20 protein-coding genes and 1 pseudogene are annotated in these 19,581 nt (G+C 64.5%); 20 read left to right on the top strand and 1 reads right to left on the bottom strand.

The features are described from left to right. Nucleotides 1–107: 107 nt before the first annotated feature. The 16 genes and pseudogenes from R3355_RS04805 (at nucleotide 108) to R3355_RS04735 (ending at nucleotide 14,060) form a co-directional block, all read left to right on the top strand. Complete coding sequence (locus R3355_RS04805; RefSeq protein ID WP_318960285.1) at nucleotides 108–554, top strand: hypothetical protein; 447 nt, start codon at nucleotides 108–110, stop codon at nucleotides 552–554. A 99-nt stretch (nucleotides 555–653) separates the two neighbouring features. Then, nucleotides 654–962: a hypothetical protein gene (locus R3355_RS04800; protein ID WP_318960284.1), complete on the top strand. Its 309-nt coding sequence runs from the start codon at nucleotides 654–656 to the stop codon at nucleotides 960–962. 8 nt (nucleotides 963–970) lie between these two features. Beyond that, the gene (locus R3355_RS04795) at nucleotides 971–2,383 is read left to right on the top strand and encodes a TolC family protein (RefSeq protein WP_318960283.1); all 1,413 of its coding nucleotides are present in this window, start codon (nucleotides 971–973) and stop codon (nucleotides 2,381–2,383) included. 16 nt (nucleotides 2,384–2,399) lie between these two features. After that, the gene (locus R3355_RS04790; RefSeq protein WP_318960282.1) at nucleotides 2,400–3,812 is read left to right on the top strand and encodes a copper oxidase; all 1,413 of its coding nucleotides are present in this window, start codon (nucleotides 2,400–2,402) and stop codon (nucleotides 3,810–3,812) included. Nucleotides 3,813–3,890: 78 nt separating this feature from the next. Continuing rightward, nucleotides 3,891–4,505 (top strand): cupredoxin family protein, encoded by a 615-nt coding sequence (locus R3355_RS04785; RefSeq protein ID WP_318960281.1) that lies wholly within the window; start codon nucleotides 3,891–3,893, stop codon nucleotides 4,503–4,505. After that, complete coding sequence (locus tag R3355_RS04780) at nucleotides 4,502–4,828, top strand: copper-binding protein (protein WP_318960280.1); 327 nt, start codon at nucleotides 4,502–4,504, stop codon at nucleotides 4,826–4,828. Before R3355_RS04785 ends, R3355_RS04780 begins: the two co-directional genes overlap by 4 nt. 81 nt (nucleotides 4,829–4,909) lie before the next feature. Further along, nucleotides 4,910–5,013: pseudogene (locus R3355_RS24295) on the top strand (esterase); the annotation flags it as partial. 147 nt (nucleotides 5,014–5,160) lie between these two features. After that, a complete protein-coding gene (locus tag R3355_RS04775; RefSeq protein WP_318960279.1) occupies nucleotides 5,161–5,970 on the top strand; it encodes an alpha/beta hydrolase in 810 nt (269 codons plus the stop codon). Then, nucleotides 5,967–6,830, top strand: a complete 864-nt coding sequence (locus R3355_RS04770) for an alpha/beta fold hydrolase (protein WP_318960278.1) — start codon at nucleotides 5,967–5,969, stop codon at nucleotides 6,828–6,830. The genes R3355_RS04775 and R3355_RS04770 overlap by 4 nt, the downstream gene beginning before the upstream one ends. A gap of 50 nt (nucleotides 6,831–6,880) precedes the next feature. Continuing rightward, nucleotides 6,881–7,543, top strand: a complete 663-nt coding sequence (locus R3355_RS04765; RefSeq protein ID WP_318960277.1) for a glutathione S-transferase family protein — start codon at nucleotides 6,881–6,883, stop codon at nucleotides 7,541–7,543. Nucleotides 7,544–7,551: 8 nt separating this feature from the next. Further along, nucleotides 7,552–8,355, top strand: a complete 804-nt coding sequence (locus R3355_RS04760; RefSeq protein ID WP_318960276.1) for a DUF4892 domain-containing protein — start codon at nucleotides 7,552–7,554, stop codon at nucleotides 8,353–8,355. A 141-nt stretch (nucleotides 8,356–8,496) separates the two neighbouring features. Next, the gene (locus R3355_RS04755) at nucleotides 8,497–9,579 is read left to right on the top strand and encodes an AI-2E family transporter (RefSeq protein WP_318960275.1); all 1,083 of its coding nucleotides are present in this window, start codon (nucleotides 8,497–8,499) and stop codon (nucleotides 9,577–9,579) included. Nucleotides 9,580–9,818: 239 nt separating this feature from the next. Beyond that, entirely contained in the window at nucleotides 9,819–10,970 is a 1,152-nt protein-coding gene (locus R3355_RS04750; protein ID WP_318960274.1) for an efflux RND transporter periplasmic adaptor subunit, read from the top strand. Continuing rightward, nucleotides 10,967–11,650 (top strand): ABC transporter ATP-binding protein, encoded by a 684-nt coding sequence (locus R3355_RS04745; RefSeq protein ID WP_318960273.1) that lies wholly within the window; start codon nucleotides 10,967–10,969, stop codon nucleotides 11,648–11,650. The genes R3355_RS04750 and R3355_RS04745 overlap by 4 nt, the downstream gene beginning before the upstream one ends. Next, nucleotides 11,650–12,864: an ABC transporter permease gene (locus R3355_RS04740; RefSeq protein WP_318960272.1), complete on the top strand. Its 1,215-nt coding sequence runs from the start codon at nucleotides 11,650–11,652 to the stop codon at nucleotides 12,862–12,864. Before R3355_RS04745 ends, R3355_RS04740 begins: the two co-directional genes overlap by 1 nt. Further along, nucleotides 12,864–14,060 (top strand): ABC transporter permease, encoded by a 1,197-nt coding sequence (locus R3355_RS04735; RefSeq protein WP_318960271.1) that lies wholly within the window; start codon nucleotides 12,864–12,866, stop codon nucleotides 14,058–14,060. The genes R3355_RS04740 and R3355_RS04735 overlap by 1 nt, the downstream gene beginning before the upstream one ends. A gap of 15 nt (nucleotides 14,061–14,075) precedes the next feature. On the opposite strand, the gene R3355_RS04730 is transcribed toward R3355_RS04735, so the two are convergent. Beyond that, nucleotides 14,076–15,107, bottom strand: coding sequence for a patatin-like phospholipase family protein (locus tag R3355_RS04730; RefSeq protein WP_318960270.1), 1,032 nt, complete (start codon nucleotides 15,105–15,107; stop codon nucleotides 14,076–14,078). A gap of 110 nt (nucleotides 15,108–15,217) precedes the next feature. Here R3355_RS04730 and selD point away from each other — a divergent pair, with 110 nt between their 5' ends. The 4 genes from selD to bcsG all read left to right on the top strand — a co-directional run bounded on the left by selD (nucleotide 15,218) and on the right by bcsG (nucleotide 19,553). Continuing rightward, nucleotides 15,218–16,252: a selenide, water dikinase SelD gene (gene selD / locus R3355_RS04725; RefSeq protein WP_318960269.1), complete on the top strand. Its 1,035-nt coding sequence runs from the start codon at nucleotides 15,218–15,220 to the stop codon at nucleotides 16,250–16,252. Beyond that, nucleotides 16,252–17,352 carry a tRNA 2-selenouridine(34) synthase MnmH gene (gene mnmH, locus R3355_RS04720; RefSeq protein ID WP_318960268.1) on the top strand — a complete coding sequence of 367 codons (1,101 nt, stop codon included), beginning with the start codon at nucleotides 16,252–16,254 and terminating at the stop codon, nucleotides 17,350–17,352. The genes selD and mnmH overlap by 1 nt, the downstream gene beginning before the upstream one ends. A gap of 84 nt (nucleotides 17,353–17,436) precedes the next feature. Beyond that, nucleotides 17,437–17,715: a hypothetical protein gene (locus R3355_RS04715; protein ID WP_318946027.1), complete on the top strand. Its 279-nt coding sequence runs from the start codon at nucleotides 17,437–17,439 to the stop codon at nucleotides 17,713–17,715. Nucleotides 17,716–17,903: 188 nt separating this feature from the next. Next, nucleotides 17,904–19,553 (top strand): cellulose biosynthesis protein BcsG, encoded by a 1,650-nt coding sequence (bcsG, locus tag R3355_RS04710; RefSeq protein WP_318960267.1) that lies wholly within the window; start codon nucleotides 17,904–17,906, stop codon nucleotides 19,551–19,553. Nucleotides 19,554–19,581 lie beyond the last annotated feature (28 nt).

Below are 19,581 nucleotides of genomic sequence, written 5' to 3'. Positions count from 1 at the left end.
CCCGTTCGGCAGCGGATCTGCAGCCCTGCCAAGGCGCTTGCAGATCCAGTGCCACGCGCTGCTGCAGACCGTGGGCTATTTGCAATTATGGACAAACCGCCGAATCGGTGGATAATCCGCAGGTCTCGACTTCTCTGCCGGCCCTCTCGAACACTATGCGCAAACCGCTGCGAATTGCCTTGATCTGGATGCTGATGCTCGCCCTCCCGGCGCAGAGCATGGCGGCGATCGGCATGCAGTTGTGCGCAGTGGTCAATCAGGCTGGGGCGGTCAGTCAGGGTAACCAGCAGATGGCTGCGCATCACTCCGGGGCTGTTGCCATGCCTCACCACGGCGCTGTTGCCTCCGACCCTGGCGCCGCTGGCACCACGCAACCGAGCGACAACCGCATGTGCAGCCTGTGTGCCTTCTGCGTTGGTGCGGTTGCGTTGAATAGCGTGGTTGTCAGTAATCCACCGCTGCAAGCAGTCGAGCCGTCTCTGGCCCGCCCGCAGCGTTTGCTCGGCTTCGTTGCCGACACTCCCGAACGTCCTCCGCGTTCTCTTCTCGTCTAAGCCAAACAGCGCCTGCAGTCCCGAGCGGCGCATTTAGCTCATTCGCGGTCTTCGCCTGTCATCTGCAGACAGGTCCGCCATATGCGAGAACATCTGATTATGCGTTTTCTATTTGCCGTTCGGCCGAGGCTTGTCTGCCTGGCCTTGCTGGCTGTGCCCGCGGGCGTCTGGGCCGAGTTGGCCGATCCGCTGGATGCCGAGGCCGCCACGCCGGCCCTGGACTATCAATCACCGCTGAGCGCCTATCAGGGGCTGGCCGAGGAACCGCCGCAGGACTGGCGCGAGGCCAATGATCTGGTCGGTCGCATCGGCGGCTGGCGCACCTATGCGCAGGAGCCCTGGGAACAGCCGGCTGCTGCGGATGCGCCGAGCGAGCCCAGTCCACCCAGCCAGCATGGCGATCACTGAGGATGCGTATGAACGGATTTATACGGGTGCGTCAGCTGGGGCTGTGCGCCGGGTTACTGCTGCTGGCCGGCTGCGCCAGTTTTTCCCGGGATGGCGGTTTTGCCGTGGTCGAACAGGCCGCCGAGCAGCAGCTGGACAAGCAATTGAGCTGGAGCAAGACCCCCGAAGAGCGGACGCTCGTGGCCGAGCGGGTCACCGAGTTGCTGGCTCAGCCGCTGTCGGCGGACGCTGCGGTGCAGGTTGCCCTGCTCAACAACCGGGGGTTGCAGGCGAGCTTCGATCAGTTGGGTATCAGCGAGGCCGAGCGGGTCCAGGCCGGACGCATCCCCAATCCGGGGTTCTCCTTCGGCCGCCTGGAAAAGGGCAGCGAGGTGGAGTACGAGCGTGGCCTGCACGTCAATCTGGCGCGGCTGATCGCCATGCCGATGACCTCCGGCATCGAGGCCAAGCGCTTCGAGCAGGTGCAGCGGCAGACCAGCCTGGCGGTGTTCGAACTGGCCAGCCAGACGCGCAAGGCCTGGTACCGCGCGGTGGCGGCCGAGGAGAGCCTGGGCTTCATGCGCCAGGTGATGGACTCGGCTGAAATCGGCGCCGAGCTGGCCCGACGGCTGGCGGCGGTGGGCAACTACAGCAAGCTGCAACAGGCCCAGGAGCAGAGCTTCTATGCCGAGACCGGCTTGGCCCTGATCCGCGCCGAGCAGGCGCGGGTGCAGAGCCGCGAGCAGTTGACCCGGCTGCTGGGCCTGTGGGGCGAGCAGATCGCCTACCGCCTGCCCGAGCGCCTGCCCGAGTTGCCGGCCCAGGTCGAACAACTGCCGGATGTCGAGCACCAAGCCATGGCCCAGCGCCTGGATATCCAGGCCATGCGCCTGGATGCCGAGCGTCTGGCGCGCAACCTGGGGCTGAGCAAGACCACGCGCTTTATCAACGTGCTCGAGTTGGGTGCGATCAGCAACAAGTCCAATGAGGAGCCGACCCAGCGCGGCTATGAGATCAGCGTCGAGTTGCCATTGTTCGACTGGAGCGGCGCGCGGGTGGCCAAGGCCGAAGCGCAATACCGGCAAATGCTCAACCGTGCGGCCGAGACCGCGATCAATGCCCGCTCGCAGGTGCGCGAGGCCTATCTGGGCTATCGCTCGGGCTACGACATCGCCCGCCATTACCGCGACGAGGTGTTGCCGCTGCGGCAGCGCATCGCCGAGGAGAACATCCTGCGCTACAACGGCATGTTCATCAGCACCTTCGAGCTGCTGGCCGATGCGCGTAAACAGATTCTCGCGGTCGACGGTTACCTGCAGGCCCAGCGCGACTTCTGGATCGCCAAGGCCGACCTGGACATGAGCATGCTCGGTGCAGCGAACCTCTCCACCAGCGCGGGCGCCGCCATGAGCGCCGCCGCCGATGAGCCCGCCGGGCACTGATCAAGGATTACTGAAAATGGTTTCTCGACGTGATTTTTTCCTCGGCGCCGGCGCGATCACCGCGGCGGTCGCCACCTCGGCGGTCAGCCGGGTGTCCCTGGCCGGGCTGCCGGAAGCGGTGCTGCAGGACAGTGCAGACACCATGCCGCCGCTGCAGCCGCAGAACGGCCGGCCCTACAACCCGGTGGTCACCCTCAACGGCTGGACCCTGCCGTGGCGCATGAACAACGGCGTCAAGGAATTCCACCTGGTCGCCGAACCGGTGGTGCGCGAGCTGGCACCGGGCTACAAGGCCCACCTGTGGGGCTACAACGGCCAGTCGCCGGGGCCGACCATCGAGGTGGTGGAGGGCGACCGGGTACGCATCTTCGTCACCAACAAGCTGCCCGAGCACACCAGCATCCACTGGCACGGCCAGCGTTTGCCCAACGGCATGGACGGTGTCTCGGGGCTGACCCAGCCGGCCATTCCGATGGGCAAGACCTTCGTCTACGAATTCGTCGCGCGGCGTCCCGGCACCTTCATGTACCACCCGCATGCCGACGAGATGACCCAGATGGCCATGGGCATGATGGGCTTCTGGGTCACCCACCCCAAGGACAGTCATCCGTTGATCAGCGAGGTGGACCGCGATTACTGCTTCCTGCTCAACGCCTACGACATCGAGCCCGGGGCGGCCACGCCGAAGATCATGACCATGCTCGACTTCAACCTGTGGACCTTCAACAGCCGTATCTTCCCCGGCGTCGACCCGCTGGTGGTGCGGCACAACGACAAGGTGCGCATCCGCGTCGGCAACCTGACCATGACCAACCACCCGATCCACCTGCATGGCCACGAGTTCGAGGTCACCGGTACCGATGGCGGGCCGACACCGGCAGGCTCGCGCTGGCCGGAGGTGACCACCGATATCGCAGTGGGGCAGATGCGCCAGGTCGAATTCCTCGCCGACGAGGAGGGTGACTGGGCCTTTCACTGCCACAAGAGCCACCACACCATGAACGCCATGGGCCACGACGTGCCGACCCTGGTCGGTGTCGACCACCGCGACATGACGCGCAAGATCGCCAAGCTGATCCCCGATTACATGGTCATGGGCGAGCGCGGCATGGCCGATATGGCGGAAATGCAGATGCCGTTGCCGGACAACACCGCGCCGATGATGACCGGTGACGGCCCCTTCGGCTCGGTGGAGATGGGCGGCATGTTCACCATGCTCAAGGTACGCAAGGAGCAGCCGCCCGGCGACTACCGCGATCCGGGCTGGTTCAAGCACCCGGCCGGCAGCGTGGCTTACGAATGGCGCGGCGAGTTGGCCACGCCGACTCGCTCGGGCGAAGCCGGCGGCCAATCCATGCCGCTGCAACAGCCGCCCAGCGAGACGGTCGAAGTCCAGGTGCGTAAACCCAGCGGCCATACCGGGCATTAAGTCGTTGCAATTAGCAGGAGCGGCTGCAGTCGCTTCTAAAAGAAATTCAAATTTTTCATTTAAATCGAGGGGATACAGATGAATCGAAAGGTAAAATCTACCGCTCTGGTGCTGGGCTTGTGCGCCCTGTTCACCGGCAATTCGGTGCTGGCCCATGGCGGCATGGCCGCAGACGCGCATGGCGCCGCTGCGCAAGTGGTCAAGGAACAAAAGGAGTGGGGCATCGCCGGCGACCGCGATCAGGTCGACCGCACCATCGAGATCCGCATGACCGACAAGATGCGCTTCACCCCGGACAAGCTGCAGGTAAAGGTCGGCGAGACCATTCGCTTCGTCCATCACAACGACGGCCAGATGCTGCATGAGTTCGTGCTCGGCACCAAGCCCGAGCTGGACAAGCATGCCGCGCTGATGGCCAAGTTTCCCGGCATGGAGCACGACGAGCCCTATATGGCCCACGTCGCGCCGAGCAAAAACGGCGAGATCATCTGGACCTTCAACCAGGCCGGCGAATTCGACTTCGCCTGCCTGATCGTCGGCCATTACCAGGCCGGCATGGTCGGCGAGATCAGCGTAGTGGGCGATGCCGAGGCGGATTCCATGCCGATTGTGGCGAGAGAGCCGTCCGCCAGCCCGACAGATTCTTCGACCCGCGCAGCGCGGATCCAACCACGCGAAGGAGATACCCTATGAAAACCCTGCTTATCGCCACCTTGCTCGGCAGCGTCTTGGCTTTCCCCGTATATGCCGCCCAGCCAGCCGCCCCGGCTGACGCCAGTGCTGAGGTCGCCGCCCCCCTGAGTCAGGGCGAAGTGCGCAAGATCGACCTGGCCGGGCAAAAGATCACCCTGCGCCACGGACCGCTCGAGAGCGTCGGTATGCCGCCGATGACCATGGTTTTCAGCGTGAGCGATGCGGCCCTGCTGGAAGGCATCAAGGCCGGCGACAAGGTGCGCTTCCAGGTCGAACAGCAAGGCAGCCGGTATGTTGTGACCGAGCTGCAGGCGGCCGAGTAACGGCGGCAGGAGCCGGTTTGCTGGCTCCTGCAAGCCTGTTCAGGAATACGGGACGCCGTGCACCCGGGGTGCACGGCCCCTGTCTGGGGCATTCGCCTGAGCGGCGAGGATGGCAAAATCAGCGGCATCTCACGCTGACCATGGCCATCGTGCCGTTGGGCGAAAACCGCCCGGCGCAGCGTTGAGTCAGGCAGCAGCAGGCCCGCGTGGGCATGCTGGCGTGCCTCCCCTTGGGTTTGGCCATAGTGCCGTCATTCATTGGCCGTTTCGCCATTGCCGTGCCGGCGTGGCTGCCGGACAATCCCCGGATCATTTCGCCTAAGCCTGCCGCCATGACTCAGCCCGTGTTCTTCGCCCATGCCAATGGGTTTCCCTCGGCCACCTACGGCAAGCTGTTCGCCGCCCTGGCTCCGGATTACCCGGTGCTGCATCTGCCGCAACACGGCCACGACCCGCGCTTTCCGGTGAATGACAACTGGAGCAACCTGGTCGACGAACTGCTGCACCACCTCGAACAGCGCGGCGAGCCGGTGTGGGGCGTCGGCCACTCGCTCGGCGGGGTGCTGCATTACCACGCGGCCTTGCTCAGACCTGAGCTGTACCTCGGGGTGGTGATGCTCGATTCGCCGGTGCTGACCCTGGCCGACCGCATGGTCATCCGCGCGGCCAAGCGCTTCGGCTTTATCGACCGCATCACTCCAGCCGGGCGCACCCTGGGACGGCGCGAAGAGTTTGCCGATTTGCTCGAGGCGCGCAGCTACTTCGCCGCCAAGAGCCTGTTTCGCCGGTTCGATCCGGAATGCCTGGATGCCTATCTGCAACATGGCCTGCACGGCAATGGACAGGGCCTGCGCCTGCGTTTCGACCCGGCCACCGAGATCAGTATCTATCGCAGCGTGCCGCACACCACGCCGGGACGCCCGCAGCAGCTGCAAGTGCCGCTGGCCATGATCCGTGGGCGTCACAGCCGCGTGGTGCTGCCGCATCACGCGCGCCTGATTCGACGGATGGCCAGGGGCGAGTACCTGACCCTGCCGGGCGGGCACATGTTCCCCCTGGAGCGGCCGCAGGACACGGCCGAGCTGTTGCGCTCGCTGTTCCAGCGCTGGTCCGCTCAACCCCCTGTCGAGGTGTCCGCATGAATCTGCCGTTCGAGGAAGTACGCCTGAGCCTGCCGCATATCGAGCTGGCGGCCCATCTGTATGGCCCGGCGGATGGCCAGCCGGTGATTGCCCTGCACGGCTGGTTGGACAATGCCGCGAGTTTCGCCCGACTGGCGCCCAAGTTGCCGGGGCTGCGCATCGTCGCCCTGGATTTTGCCGGTCATGGCCATTCCGATCACCGCCCCCTGGGCGCCAGCTATGCGATCTGGGATTACGTGCACGATGTCCTGCAGGTGGCCGAACAGTTCGGTTGGCAGCGCTTCTCCCTGCTCGGCCATTCCATGGGCGCCATCGTCTCGGTCCTGCTGGCCGGTGCACTGCCCGAGCGGGTCGAGCGCCTGGCGCTGATCGACGGTTTGATTCCCTACACCGGCGAGGCCGACACGGCGCCGCAGAAACTGGCCGAGGCGCTCAAGGCGCAGATGGCCCTGGCCGGCAAGCGCAAGCCGGTGTACGCCGAGTTCGAGCGTGCGGTCCAGGCGCGCATGCGCGGAACCGCCGCAGTCAGTCGCGACGCCGCCGAGTTGCTGGCCCAGCGCGGGCTGATGCCGGTACCGGGGGGGTACACCTGGCGCACCGACAGCCGCCTGACCCTGCCATCGCCGCTGCGCCTGACCCAGGCCCATGCCATGGCCTTCGTCCGGTCCCTGCAATGCCCGGTCAGTCTGTTGCTGGCCGAGCAGGGCATCCTCGTGGCGCAGCCGCGCTTCGCCGAGCTGTTGAGTGGTTTGCCGATCGACCTGACCCATCTGCCCGGCGGGCATCATCTGCATCTGGATGACGAGGCGGGCGCGCAACTCGTAGCAGACTGTTTCAATCCTTTCTTACGCTCGTCTTGACTTGCCAAAGGCAACTGGGGAAGGTGTGGCCGATTGCAATGGAGAATCGCATGATCGACCTTTACACCGCCGCGACCCCCAATGGCCACAAGGTGTCCATCGCGCTCGAGGAGTTGCAGTTGCCCTACAGCCTGCATGCGCTGAGTTTCGAGCGCAAAGAGCAGAAGACCCCGGCATTTCTCAAGATCAACCCCAATGGCCGGATTCCGGCCATCGTCGACCGCGATAACGACGACTTCGCCGTGTTCGAGTCCGGCGCCATCCTGATCTACCTCGCCGAATTGACCGGGCAACTGCTGCCGCAGGACCTCAAGGGCCGTTCGCTGGTGTTGCAGTGGCTGATGTTCCAAATGGGCGGTATCGGCCCGATGCAGGGCCAGGCCAATGTGTTCTTCCGCTATTTCCCGCAGAAGCTGCAAGGCCCGATCGACCGTTACCAGCACGAAACCCGGCGCCTCTATGAGGTCCTTGACCGTCGCCTGGGTGAGGCCGAATACCTGGCCGGCGACTACAGCATCGCCGATATCGCGACTTACCCCTGGGTGCGCATTCATGACTGGTCGGGCGTCTCGATCGAAGGTCTGGAGCACGTGCAGCGCTGGATCGATGCACTCGAGAGCCGTCCGGCAGTGCAGCGCGGCATTCTTTTGCCGCGCCGTGAAGTGCTTGACGAGTCGGCGGTAAAAACCGCCCAGACGATGCTGATCCAATGAGGACTCATATGCGTTGGTTCAGTCTGTTGGCTGGCGTTTCGGCAAGTGCAGTGGTCTCGGCCGCGGATGTCGTCGGCAGTCGCGATCTCGAGGTGCTGCCGCGTTTTCCCGGCAGCCAGATCGTCGCTTTCAGCGAAGTTGCCGAGCAGGAGCGGATCTACCCGCAAGGTGCGATTCGGCGTATCAGTGGCCGTCTGCGTTACGAACGCGAAGTGGCGGCGCAGGGGCAACTGACCTCGCTGACGTACGAGCTGCCGCGCACCCATGCCGCCGATGACGTGTTCACCGCTGCCCGCGAAGCGTTGCAGGCGCAGGACGCCGAGCTGCTCTACTGGTGTCAGGGGCGTGACTGCGGTTCGAGCAGCCTGTGGGCCAATGCAGTATTCGACAATCGCATCTTGTATGGCTCCGATGACCAGCAGGCCTATGTGCTGATGCGCCTGGCCGAGCCGCGCCAGGACAGCTTGCTGGCGCTCTACAGCATCACCCGGGGGAATAAGCGTGCCTATCTGCATGTCGAGCTGCTGGCCGCCAATGCGCCACTGGCCGACGTGCTGCCAACGCCGGCCACCTTGTTGCGCCAGTTGAACGACGGCGGCGAGCTGCGCCTGCCGCAGCAGACCGAGCCCAGCGAAGCCTGGGTGACATTGCTCGCGCGTAGCCTCAACCTCGACAGCACCTTGCGGGTCAGCCTGTCCGGCGTCCAGGCCGAAGCCTGGCGCCAGGCGCTGGTCGAGCAGCGGGTCAGGGCCGCGCGGCTTGAGTTGGGCGATGCCACCGTTGAAGGTCTGCGCATCAGGCTGCTGCGCTAACCGCCAAGCTTGCAGGTAGAGGCGCGCTAGGTGTGCGCCAGCCATCCTTAATAGCCTGCTGACCGGGCCCTGCACCTGAGGTGCAGGGCTCGGCGTCGTTTCTTACTATTGCGGAGTTGCCACTGATGCGGAGTTGCAAGCATGCTCAATAACGACCGCTTGCTGGTGCAGATTTTGCTCCTCGGGCTACTCGGCGCAAGCCTGTGGGTGCTCGCGCCGTTCGGTTCGGCGCTGTTCTGGGCGGCAGTACTGTCCTTTGCCAGCTGGCCTCTGATGCGTGGGCTGACCCGTTTGCTCAATGGCCGGCAGACCGCCGCGGCCGGGCTGCTGACCCTGGGCTGGATTGGCCTGGTGGCGGTACCCCTGGTGATGCTGGGGTTCAACCTGGCCGAGCACATCGGCGATGCCATGGCGCTATTCAAGGGTTACCAGGTCGCCGGCCTGCCGCCTGCGCCGGATTGGCTGGGTGATCTCCCGCTGGTCGGCGGAAGTCTGCTGGGGTTCTGGCAGACCATTGACCAGCAGGGCGCGGCGTTCTTCGCCACCCTCAAGCCTTATCTCGGTCAGGTCGGTAACTGGTTGCTGGCGCGTAGTGCACAAATTGGCGGTGGCGTGCTGGAGTTGGCCCTGAGCCTGGTGCTGGTGTTCTTTTTCTACCGCGACGGGCCACGTCTGGCAGAGTTTGCCCACAGCCTGCTCGATCGCCTGATCGGCGAACGCGCCGAGCACTATCTGGAACTGGTTTCCGGCACCGTGCAGCGGGTGGTCAACGGCGTGATCGGCACGGCAGCGGCGCAGGCGCTGTTGGCACTGATCGGCTTCTATATCGCCGGCGTACCGGGTGCGCTGATCCTCGGCATTCTCACTTTCGTGTTCAGCCTGATTCCCATGGGGCCACCACTGGTCTGGATTCCGGCGACTGCCTGGCTGTTCACTCAGGGCGACTATGGCTTTGCCATCTTCCTCGGGATATGGGGCATGTTCGTCATCAGTGGTGTGGACAACATCCTCAAGCCTTATCTGATCAGCCGCGGCGGCAACCTGCCGCTGGTGGTGGTGCTGCTCGGGGTGTTTGGCGGCATCCTGGCCTTCGGCTTCATGGGCCTGTTCCTCGGTCCGACCCTGCTTGCCCTGGCCTACAGTCTGCTTAGCGACTGGGTGGCGGACAAGGCGCCGACGCCTGAGCCGCCGCTCAAGCAGCCGCCGGAAGATCGGCTGGGCTAGGACCTGTTGCCGTTTCGTCGCGCCTGTGCCGAAACGGCAACAGATCCTGGGCGGCACGCTGCAGTATCGAGGGCCCGGCCGTGCATGGATGCGGGCTGGCGGGGGATGTGCGCAGCGTACGCCACCACGCCTCATCGTGATCAAGAACACTTATCATGCGACCAATAGCATTTCCTTGCATTGTCGAGTGCCTCCCGCTGACCTAGGCTCAAGTTGCTGGTGTCAAAATAGAGGCACATATGCGCAGCCTATTGGTTTTCCTTGTTGTTTTGGTCGGTTTGTTGACGTTTGCCTGGTGGTGGAATCTACCCCAGCCTATGCCGGTGCAACTCTATGCCGTCGAGCGCGGGCCGGTGGAAACGCTGGTGGCCAATACCCGTGCCGGCACGTTGAAGTCCTGCCGGCGCTCGCGCCTGTCTTTCAATCTGGGCGGGCAGGTCAGTGAATTGCTGGTCGACGAAGGCCAGCAAGTGCAGGCGGGCGCGGTCTTGATGCGGCTGCGGCAGGATGACCGGCTGGCGCGAGTGCAGGCAGCCGAAGCACGGCTTGAGGCCAAGCGCAATGACCGTGAGCGGCACTGCCGCAGTGCCAGTCTGGGTCAACGCGATTATCAGCGCCTGCGTCATCTGGCGGAGCGTCAGTTGGCTTCCGCGGAGCGCCTGGATCAGGCCGAAACCAAAGCGCAACTGGCGCAACTGGTGTGTACGTCCAGCGCCACGCTGATCCGTGAGGCCGAAGCCGATCTGGCACTGCAGCGCTCGCTGCTCGATCAAGCCACCCTGCGCGCGCCGTTCTCCGGGATAGTCGCGCAGATCAACGGTGAGCTGGGCGAGTTCGTCACCCCTTCGCCACCGGGGATTCCCACGCCACCAGCGGTGGATCTGATCGATGACAGCTGTCTCTATGTCGAGGCACCGATCGACGAGGTGGATGCCGGTCGCGTGCGCATCGGCATGTCGGTGCGCATCAGTCTGGATGCCTTCCGTGGGCGGCATTTCGCCGGTCAGGTGAGCCGTATCGCGCCGTTCATAACCGAGCTGGAAAAACAGGCGCGCACCGTCAATGTCGAGGTGCGTTTCGTCCAGTTGCCGGTCGATGTGGCCCTGCTCACCGGCTACAGCGCCGATGTGGAAATTCTCCTGGAGCAGAGTGCCGGCAGCCTGCGCATCCCGACCGAGACGTTGCTGGAGGGGCGCCGCGTGCTGCGTTACGACCCCGGAACCGGGTTGCTCAACGAAGTGGCGCTGAATACCGGTCTGGCCAACTGGCGTTGGACCGAAGTGCTGGGCGGCTTGGCGGAGGGCGAGCACATCCTCGCCAGCCTCAGCCAGGACGGCCTCAAGGACGGCGTGGCGGTGATCTCGAGCAACACTGCGGAGCCGCTGCAATGATCCGCCTGCATGGGCTGACGCGCTGCTTCCGTGCTGGTGAGCAGCAGGTCATGGGGTTGGATGGGCTGGAATTGGAGGTCCGTGCGGGTGACTACCTGGCCGTGATGGGGCCGTCCGGATCGGGCAAGTCGACGCTGCTCAATATCCTTGGCCTGCTGGATGCGCCCGATGCCGGCGAATACTGGCTCGACGGCGAGCCGACGGCCGCGCTCAGCGAGGTCCGTCGCGCCGAGTTGCGCAGCCGCACGATCGGTTTCGTGTTTCAGTCCTACCACCTGATCCCACGCCTGACCGCGCTGGAAAATATCGAACTGCCGATGCTGCTCGCCGGCCTCGAGCCGGGCCTGCGGCGTCGGCGCAGCGGCGAACTGGTGGAGCGCCTGGGGCTTGGCGATCGGCTAAGTCATCGGCCTGGCGAGCTGTCGGGCGGGCAGCGGCAGCGGGTCGCCATCGCCCGGGCGATGGTCATGCAGCCGGCGCTGTTGCTGGCCGACGAGCCTACCGGCAATCTCGACAGCCGTGCCGGGGGCGAGGTGATTTCGTTGCTGGAGGAACTCAATGGCGACGGCCTGACCCTGATCCTGGTGACCCACGATGCCGAGCATGCGGCGCGAGCCCGGCGTCAGCTCAGGCTGCGCGATGGACGCATCGTCGATGGGGCGCTGCTGGAGCCGGCCTGATGCGCCTCATCGACACGCTGGCGCTCTGGCTCGGCGCCTTGCGCGGGCACGGTTCGCGCAGTGCGATGCTGCTGCTGGCTGTCGCCATCGGCGTGCTTGCGGTGGTCCTCCTCACCGGGCTCGGCGAGGGTGCGCGCAGCTTCCTGCTCAGCGAATTTTCCCTGCTCGGCCGCAACACGCTGATCATCCTGCCTGGGCGCAACGAAACCACCGGCGGTATGCCGCCGATCACCGGCATGGCGCCGCGCGATCTGACCCTGCAGGATGCGCGTGCCGTCGGCCGCTTGCCCCATGTCTGGCGGGTCGCGCCGCTGCAGGCGGGGCAGGCGCAGGTGAGCGTCGACAACCGCAGTCGCGAGGTTCTGGTCCTCGGCAGTACCCGCGATTTTTTCGCCATCCGCCAGCTTGAGGTCGCCCATGGTCAGCCGTTACCGGAACTCGACCCGGGTCAGGCAGAAGCGGTCTGCGTGATCGGTGCCCGGTTGCGCCATGAGCTGTTCGGTGCGCGCCCGGCCCTCGGCCAATGGCTGCGCGCGGGCGACCGGCGCTTTCGCGTGGTCGGCATCCTGGCCGAGCGGGGCGAATCGTTCGGCATGGACGTCGCCGATATGCTGATCATTCCGGTCGCTAGCGCCCAGGCGCTGTTCAATCGCGAGGGGCTGCTGCGCGTGTTCGTCGAGGTGCGGGGGCCGGCGTTCATGGCGATCAGCAGGCAGCAGATTCTCTCCACGCTCCAGGCGCGTCATGAAGGCAAGGAAGACGTCACCCTGATCAGCCAGGACAGCATGCTCGCCGCTTTCGGTGACATCCTCGGCGTGCTCAACCTGGCTGTGGCCGGGATCGCCGCCATCAGTCTGTTGGTGGCGGGCATTCTGATCATGAACGTCACCTGGATTTCGGTCAGCCAGCGCACCGCCGAGATCGGCCTGCTCAAGACCATCGGCGCCACGGCGGGGCAGGTGCGTCTGCTGTTCCTCGGTGAGGCGCTGCTCCTGGTCCTGGCTGGTGCCCTGGGCGGATTGCTGTGTGCCGAGGCACTGCTCTGGCTCGCTCGCGAAGCGTTGCCCGTGCCGCTTTACGCGCCCTGGTGGGCTCGCCTCGGCAGTCTGTCGTTAGCGCTGTTCTGTGCGCTGCTGTTCGCCTGGCTACCAGCCAGTCGGGCAGCGGCGATGACCCCGGTGATGGCGCTGCGTCCGGCAGGAGGGATCATCTGATGCAACTGCGAGATGGTCTTGCCCTGGCCTGTTCGGCGCTGCTCAGCCGACCATTGCGCAGCCTGCTGACGCTGCTGGGGGTCGCCATCGGCATTGCCGCCGTGGCGTTGCTCACCTCCATCGGCGAAGGTCTGCGCGGCTATGTGCAGGACAACTTCGCGCAGTTCGGCTCGCGCAATGTGTCGATCCGCCCGGGCATGATCCGCACCAGCGGTCTCGGCGGCCTGCTGAGCAGCGTGCGGCCGCTGACCATCGCCGATGCCGACGCCTTGCGCCGCCTGCCGCATGTCGAGGCGGTGGTGCCGATCATCCAGGGCAATGGCGATATCCAGTTCGCTGCCCGCAGCCGCAACACCGGCGTGCTCGGCTGCGGTTATCAGATGGCTCAGGCCTGGCGCTTCAAACTGGCGCTCGGGCAATTTCTCCCCGCCGCGCGCGACGGCCGTTCACCCCCCTATGTGGTGCTCGGTCACCGGTTGCGTCTGGAGCTATTCGGCGAAGCCAACCCGCTGGGTGAGTTGGTGCGCGTCGGCGGCACGCGCTTTCGGGTGATCGGGGTGATGGAGAGGAAGGGCCAGTTGCTTGGCTTCGACGTCGACGACATCGCCTATATCCCGGTCGACTGGGCAGAAAGCCTGTTCAATCGTACCGGGCTGGCCAAGATCAACGTGGTGTTCGGTGCCGGTACCCACTCCGTGCTGCTCAGCGAGAGCATTCGTCAACTGTTGATCGAGCGCCATGGTACCGAGGACTTCAGTCTCACCACCCAGGACGACATGCTGCGCAGTCTCGATCGCATCCTCGCGAGCCTGACGGTCGCCGTCGGCGCCCTCGGCGGTATTTCGCTGCTGGTGGGTGCTGTGGGGATCCTCACGATCATGACCACCACAGTTGCCGAGCGCACCGCGGAGATCGGTTTGTTGCGCGCAATCGGCGCCTCGCCGCGACAGGTGCTCGGCCTGTTTCTCACTGAGGCGCTGCTGCTGTCGTTGCTCGGTGGCGTACTCGGACTGTTGTTACTCGGGTTGATGCTGGGTGGCTTGCATCTGGGGCTGCCCGGCTTGCCGCTCAGCCTGCAGCCGCTGTTCCTGCTGTTGGCGCTGCTGCTGGCCGGGGTGATCGGGGTTCTCGCTGGCCTCGCCCCGGCGCGCCGTGCAGCGCGAATGCATCCCGTGGCGGCGCTGCGCAGCGATTAGCCCGGGGCAGTAGTCCTAGTTCTCTTGCTCGTATTTCTCCAGGGTGTCGCGGGCGATCTGCCGGCCGAGCATGATCAGCTCCGGGGCCTTGTAGAACTCAAAGAAGCGACAGGCGCGCCTGGGCACGTTGATCAGGATGTCCGGCGGGTAGCCAGCGATCTTGTACTGCGCCAGAGAGGTCTGCATGACCTCGAAGCTCTGGTTGATCAGCTCCAGCAGGGAGGCCGGCCCGCTCAGGTCGGCGACCCGCGAACCACTGGCGGACTTGGTGGCGCCTGCGCTCTGTCCATCGGGCCGCGCGGGCTTGGGCGTGGCAGCCTGTTGCAGCCAGGGGTTTAACGGCTCCTGCGCAGGTTCCTCGTCCTGCAGCAACAGCTCGTCGTCCTCGCCCTGCTTGCGGCGGAACGAGGGCAGCCGCGAGCCGAGCGAGTTCATCACCAGGTCGAAACGGCTTTTCAGTGCCGGCGGCCGTTCGATCACCGGTAACTGGTAATGCTGCTGGTTGGTCGAGTTCAGGTTGACCGCGATGATCAGGTCGCAGTGGCTGGACACCACCGGCACTATCGGTAGCGGATTGATCAGGCCACCGTCGACCAGCATGCGCTTGCCCTGGATCACCGGGGTGAACAGGCTGGGAATCGCCGCCGAGGCACGCATGGCCTGATGCAGGCAGCCTTCCTGGAACCAGATTTCCTGCTGGTTGGTGAGGTCGGTGGCGACCGCGGTAAAGGGGATCGACAGGTCCTCGATATTGACCTCGCCGACGATCTCGCGGATCTTGCCGAACACCTTCTCGCCGCGAATGGCGCCCAGGCGAAAGCTCACGTCGAGCAGACGCAGCACGTCCAGGTAATCCAGGCTCTGGGTCCAGTCGCGGTACTCCTTGAGCTTGCCGGCGGCATAGATGCCGCCGATCACCGCGCCCATGGAGCAGCCGGCGATGCAGGCAATGTTATAGCCGCGCGCTTCCAGCTCTTCGATCACGCCGATATGCGCATAGCCGCGCGCGCCGCCGGAGCCCAGAACCAGGGCTACTCGCTGAGTCATCTTTCAACCTCCGTAAGGCATTGTTTTATCAACATACGCGCGCCGATCACTGGCGCCAAGGCGACATTTGCTAGAATGCCGCCGCCTGTCGACGATATGAGTGAGATTTCATGAGCGAGCCGATCCGTTTGACCCAGTACAGCCACGGCGCTGGCTGCGGCTGCAAGATTTCCCCCAAGGTGCTGGAAGTGATCCTGGCCGGCAGCGGCGCGCAGAATCTCGACCCGAATCTGTGGGTCGGCAATGCCTCGCGTGACGATGCGGCGGTCTACGCCATCGACGCAGAACGCGGGGTGGTGTCGACCACCGACTTCTTCATGCCGATCGTCGACGACCCCTTCGATTTTGGCCGGATCGCCGCGACCAATGCGATCAGCGACATCTACGCCATGGGCGCCGACCCGCTGATGGCCATCGCCATTCTCGGCTGGCCGGTCAATCTGCTGGCCCCGGAAGTGGCCCGTGAGGTGATTCGCGGCGCCCGCTCGGTGTGCGACCAGGCGGGTATCCCGCTGGCTGGCGGGCACTCCATCGATGCCCCCGAGCCGATCTTCGGCCTGGCCGTTACCGGCCTGGTGGAAAAGCGTCACATGAAGCGCAACGACACCGCCACAGCGGGTTGCCGGCTGTACCTGAGCAAGCCCCTGGGCATTGGCATCCTCACCACCGCGGAGAAACAGGCCAAGCTGCGCGCCGAGGACGTCGGCCTGGCGCGCGACTGGATGTGCACCCTGAACAAGCCGGGCAGCCGTTTCGGCAAGCTCGCCGGCGTGACCGCGATGACCGACGTCACCGGTTTCGGCCTGCTCGGCCACCTGGTCGAGATGGCCGACGGCAGCGGCCTGACCGCGCGCATCGAATTCGCCAGGGTGCCGCGCCTGGCCAGTGCCGAGTATTACCTGGAGCAGGGCTGTGTGCCTGGTGGCACCCAGCGCAACTTCGACAGCTACGGTGAGAAGATCGCGCCACTGGCCGAATTGCACAAACTTTTGCTGTGCGACCCGCAGACCAGCGGCGGTTTGCTGGTTGCGGTGACCGCCGAGGGCGAGGCGGAGTTTCTCGCGGTCGCCGCCGAACTGGGCCTGACACTCGAACCGATCGGCCAGTTGCTCGAGCGACAGACTTACGCCGTCGAGGTGCTGTGATGCGCGACAACACCCAGGATTACCGCCAGCTGTTTCTCGACGACGTGCCGATGATGGATGCCCGTGCCCCGGTGGAGTTCGCCAAGGGCGCCTTCCCCGGGGTCATCAACCTGCCGCTGATGGATGACGACGAGCGGCAGAAGGTGGGCACCTGCTACAAGCAGCGCGGCCAGCAAGCGGCCATCGAACTGGGTCAGCAGCTGGTCAGCGGTGCGCTCAAGACGCAGCGCATCGAGGCCTGGGCGGCCTTCGCCAGGGCCAATCCGCAGGGTTATCTGTATTGCTTTCGCGGCGGCCTGCGCTCGCAGATCGTCCAGCAATGGCTGAAAAGCGAGGCTGGCATCGACTACCCGCGGGTGATCGGCGGCTACAAGGCGATGCGTGCCTTCCTTCTGGAAACCACCCAGCAGGCGACGGCGCAGTGCGACTTCATCCTGGTCGGCGGCATGACCGGCACCGGCAAGACCGAGGTGATCGCGCAACTCGACAACAGCCTGGATCTGGAAGGCCATGCCAATCACCGCGGTTCCAGCTTCGGCAAACGCGCCACGATCCAGCCGGCGCAGATCGATTTCGAGAATGCCCTGGCCATCGACATCCTGAAAAAACGCGCGGCGGGCATCCAGCAGTTCGTGCTCGAGGATGAGGGCCGCATCATCGGCAAGAGCGCTGTGCCGCTGGAGCTCTACCAGGGCATGCAGGAGTTCCCCCTGGTCTGGCTGGAAGACAGCCTGGCGGGCCGGGTCGAGCGCATTCTCAAGGACTACGTGATCGACCTGTGCGCTGAATTCGTCGCCCTGTACGGCGCCCAGGAGGGCTTCAAGGCCTTCGCCGAGCGCCTGCAGCAGAGCCTGGCGAACATCCTCAAGCGTCTGGGCGGGGAACGTTACCAGCGTCTGGCGGCGATCATGGATCAAGCCCTGCTCGAGCAGCAGAGCCAGGGCGTGGTGGATCTGCACCGTGGCTGGATCGAGGCGCTGCTGGTGGAGTATTACGATCCCATGTACGCCTTCCAGCGCGAGAACAAGGCTGGGCGGATCGAGTTTGTGGGCGAACAGGCGGACGTAGTGGCGTTTCTTCGCCAGCGCGCCCATTCTTGAGGAGTGCGGGCACTTTTTCGTCCCGCGGTCGTCATATCGAATCATCAACCTCTGGTTGTTTCCCGCTATCAAGGAGTGCGCAACATGAAAGCCTGGATCTTGCTACCGATGATCGCCTTGCTGCTGGCCGGTTGCGCCGGCAAAACCGCCTACCGCGATAGCTGCGCCAAGCAACTGAACGCGGCCTGGGCCGAGCTGGATCTGGCCAAGGCCGAAGGCTTTGCCGGCACAGTGAGCTACTCCAAGGCCCTGTCGCTGCTGACCGCAGCGAAAACCCAGCAGCAATTCGAAAGCTACGAGGGCTGTACCAGCAAGTCCGAACGGGCGCGCTTCTACATCCGCGAGTCGCGCGCCGGCCGTTAGACCCTTCCGGCGGTTGCGTCAGCGACCGCCTCGAATCCCCCCTCCCCATAAGCTCGATCAACCAGCCAATCGGCATTTGCCTTTTGCCAATCAGCAGCAATGCTTAAGGCATGAGTGCCGTTTTCACTCGCTGGGGCGACGCAGCGGTAGAAACGCATAGGGCAGCGTTGACTGGTTGGGGATTGGCCATGCAGCAAAGCAGTGCTGTGGTGTTGCCGGCTGCCATGAGTTCGTGGCGTGGTCTGGGCTTGTGGAATTTCTATTTCATCACCAAATTGGTTTTGCTCTGGTATGGCCAGCTGAATTTTCATGCCCTGGAAAATCTGGCTTTCGCCGCTTTCCTGCTGTTGCCTTTGCCGCCGCAATGGCTGCATCGCTTGCGCCATGTGCTCGCCATTCCGCTGGGCGTCGCCCTGTACTACTACGACAGCTGGCTGCCGCCGTTCAGCCGTCTGATCGCCAATTCCGCGCAGATCACCCAGTTCAGTCCTGAGTACATGCTGGAGCTGGCAGGGCGCTTCATCAATCCGACCTGGCTAGCCGCAGGGCTGATCCTGTTGGTTGGCTACCTGTTCGTCAGCCAGTGGATCCGGGTGACCAGCTTCACGGTGGTGGCGCTGGTGTTGGTGCTGGTGATTGGCAATGCCCAGCTGTTCACCCGCCAGCAGGGCACCGTTCCGGTCGTGCTGTCGACCCCGGCAAGCATCGCCCCCGTGGCGGGCGATGTGGCGCCTGCCGTGATCGATGATGCTTTTCTGAACGCGGCCTTGGACGGCTTTTATGCGACCCAGGGGCAGCAGGTCACGCAATTTCCCAGCCAGCTGGCGGCTGACGCCGTACCCATTGATGTGCTGATGCTGAATATCTGTTCCATGGCCTGGGATGACCTGGAGGAGGCCGGTATGGTCCAGCATCCGTTGTGGGCCAAGATGGATATCCTCTTCGATGATTTCAACTCCGCGGCCACCTACAGCGGCCCGGCAGTGCTGCGCTTGTTGCGCGCCAGTTGTGGCCAGGCTTCGAATGCCGATCTGTATCGCCCCGCGGCCAAGCAATGTTTCCTGTTCGAAAACCTCAAACAGCTGGGTTTCACCGATGGCTTGCTGCTCAATCACACCGGTCGCTTCGACAACCTGCTCGGCCTGTTGCGTGACGGTGGCCGCCTGCAAGCTGCGGCCAGCCCACTCGGTCAATTGCGCCCGGCATTGACCGGGTTCGACGGTTCACCCATCTATCGCGATCGCGAAGTGCTGACCCAGTGGTGGCAGCAGCGGCTGAGTTCAGGCTCGCCGCGCGAGGCGTTGTTCTACAACTCGATCACCTTGCACGATGGCAATCGTCGGCTGGACAAGGTCACCGGCAAGGCCGTCAGCGCAGATTACAAGGCCAGTTTGGGTCAGGTGCTGGATGATCTCGACAGTTTCATCGAGCATTTGCAGGCATCTGCCAAGCCGGTGCTGCTGGTCATAGTTGCCGAGCATGGTGCGGCCCTGCGCGGTGATCTGATGCAGGTCAAGGGCATGCGCGAGATCCCCAGCCCGACGGTTACCCACATTCCGGCCGGACTCAAACTGATCAATGCCAAGGCGCAGTTGCCTCAGCGGCCGCTGCATATCCAGGCACCGAGCAGCTATCAGGCCTTGTCCGAGCTGATTGCGCGGCTGGTCGATGGTGAGGCCTACCGTAATGCGGACTTCGACCTGCTCGGCGTGACCCGGGATCTTCCGCAGTTGGATGTGGTGGTGGCGGAAAACGAGGGCAGTGTGATGGTGCGCCTGCACAACGAGCATTACCTGCGCATGGAAAACCAGAGCTGGATCCCTTACCCGCAACGTTGAAAAACAGCCCGCGTCACTGCCGTGATGC

Origin of the sequence: Pseudomonas sp. (genome assembly GCF_033723075.1) — a bacterium.
In the GTDB taxonomy this organism is placed as follows: Bacteria; Pseudomonadota; Gammaproteobacteria; order Pseudomonadales; family Pseudomonadaceae; genus Aquipseudomonas.
Note: the sequence above shows the minus strand (reverse complement) of the source record. Positions and strands in the feature narration are given on the sequence as shown.

Excerpts from the sequence above, each read along its gene's own strand:
- R3355_RS04750 (WP_318960274.1), top strand. The coding sequence starts at position 9,819 with ATGCGCAGCCTATTGGTTTTCCTTGTTGTTTTGGTCGGTTTGTTGACG.
- R3355_RS04760 (WP_318960276.1), top strand. The coding sequence starts at position 7,552 with ATGCGTTGGTTCAGTCTGTTGGCTGGCGTTTCGGCAAGTGCAGTGGTC.
- R3355_RS04745 (WP_318960273.1), top strand. The coding sequence starts at position 10,967 with ATGATCCGCCTGCATGGGCTGACGCGCTGCTTCCGTGCTGGTGAGCAG.
- R3355_RS04795 (WP_318960283.1), top strand. The coding sequence starts at position 971 with ATGAACGGATTTATACGGGTGCGTCAGCTGGGGCTGTGCGCCGGGTTA.
- R3355_RS04775 (WP_318960279.1), top strand. The coding sequence starts at position 5,161 with ATGACTCAGCCCGTGTTCTTCGCCCATGCCAATGGGTTTCCCTCGGCC.
- R3355_RS04735 (WP_318960271.1), top strand. The coding sequence starts at position 12,864 with ATGCAACTGCGAGATGGTCTTGCCCTGGCCTGTTCGGCGCTGCTCAGC.
- R3355_RS04770 (WP_318960278.1), top strand. The coding sequence starts at position 5,967 with ATGAATCTGCCGTTCGAGGAAGTACGCCTGAGCCTGCCGCATATCGAG.
- R3355_RS04740 (WP_318960272.1), top strand. The coding sequence starts at position 11,650 with ATGCGCCTCATCGACACGCTGGCGCTCTGGCTCGGCGCCTTGCGCGGG.
- R3355_RS04790 (WP_318960282.1), top strand. The coding sequence starts at position 2,400 with ATGGTTTCTCGACGTGATTTTTTCCTCGGCGCCGGCGCGATCACCGCG.
- R3355_RS04780 (WP_318960280.1), top strand. The coding sequence starts at position 4,502 with ATGAAAACCCTGCTTATCGCCACCTTGCTCGGCAGCGTCTTGGCTTTC.
- R3355_RS04785 (WP_318960281.1), top strand. The coding sequence starts at position 3,891 with ATGAATCGAAAGGTAAAATCTACCGCTCTGGTGCTGGGCTTGTGCGCC.
- R3355_RS04715 (WP_318946027.1), top strand. The coding sequence starts at position 17,437 with ATGAAAGCCTGGATCTTGCTACCGATGATCGCCTTGCTGCTGGCCGGT.
- selD (WP_318960269.1), top strand. The coding sequence starts at position 15,218 with ATGAGCGAGCCGATCCGTTTGACCCAGTACAGCCACGGCGCTGGCTGC.
- R3355_RS04800 (WP_318960284.1), top strand. The coding sequence starts at position 654 with ATGCGTTTTCTATTTGCCGTTCGGCCGAGGCTTGTCTGCCTGGCCTTG.
- bcsG (WP_318960267.1), top strand. The coding sequence starts at position 17,904 with ATGCAGCAAAGCAGTGCTGTGGTGTTGCCGGCTGCCATGAGTTCGTGG.
- R3355_RS04730 (WP_318960270.1), bottom strand. The coding sequence starts at position 15,107 with ATGACTCAGCGAGTAGCCCTGGTTCTGGGCTCCGGCGGCGCGCGCGGC.
- mnmH (WP_318960268.1), top strand. The coding sequence starts at position 16,252 with ATGCGCGACAACACCCAGGATTACCGCCAGCTGTTTCTCGACGACGTG.
- R3355_RS04755 (WP_318960275.1), top strand. The coding sequence starts at position 8,497 with ATGCTCAATAACGACCGCTTGCTGGTGCAGATTTTGCTCCTCGGGCTA.
- R3355_RS04765 (WP_318960277.1), top strand. The coding sequence starts at position 6,881 with ATGATCGACCTTTACACCGCCGCGACCCCCAATGGCCACAAGGTGTCC.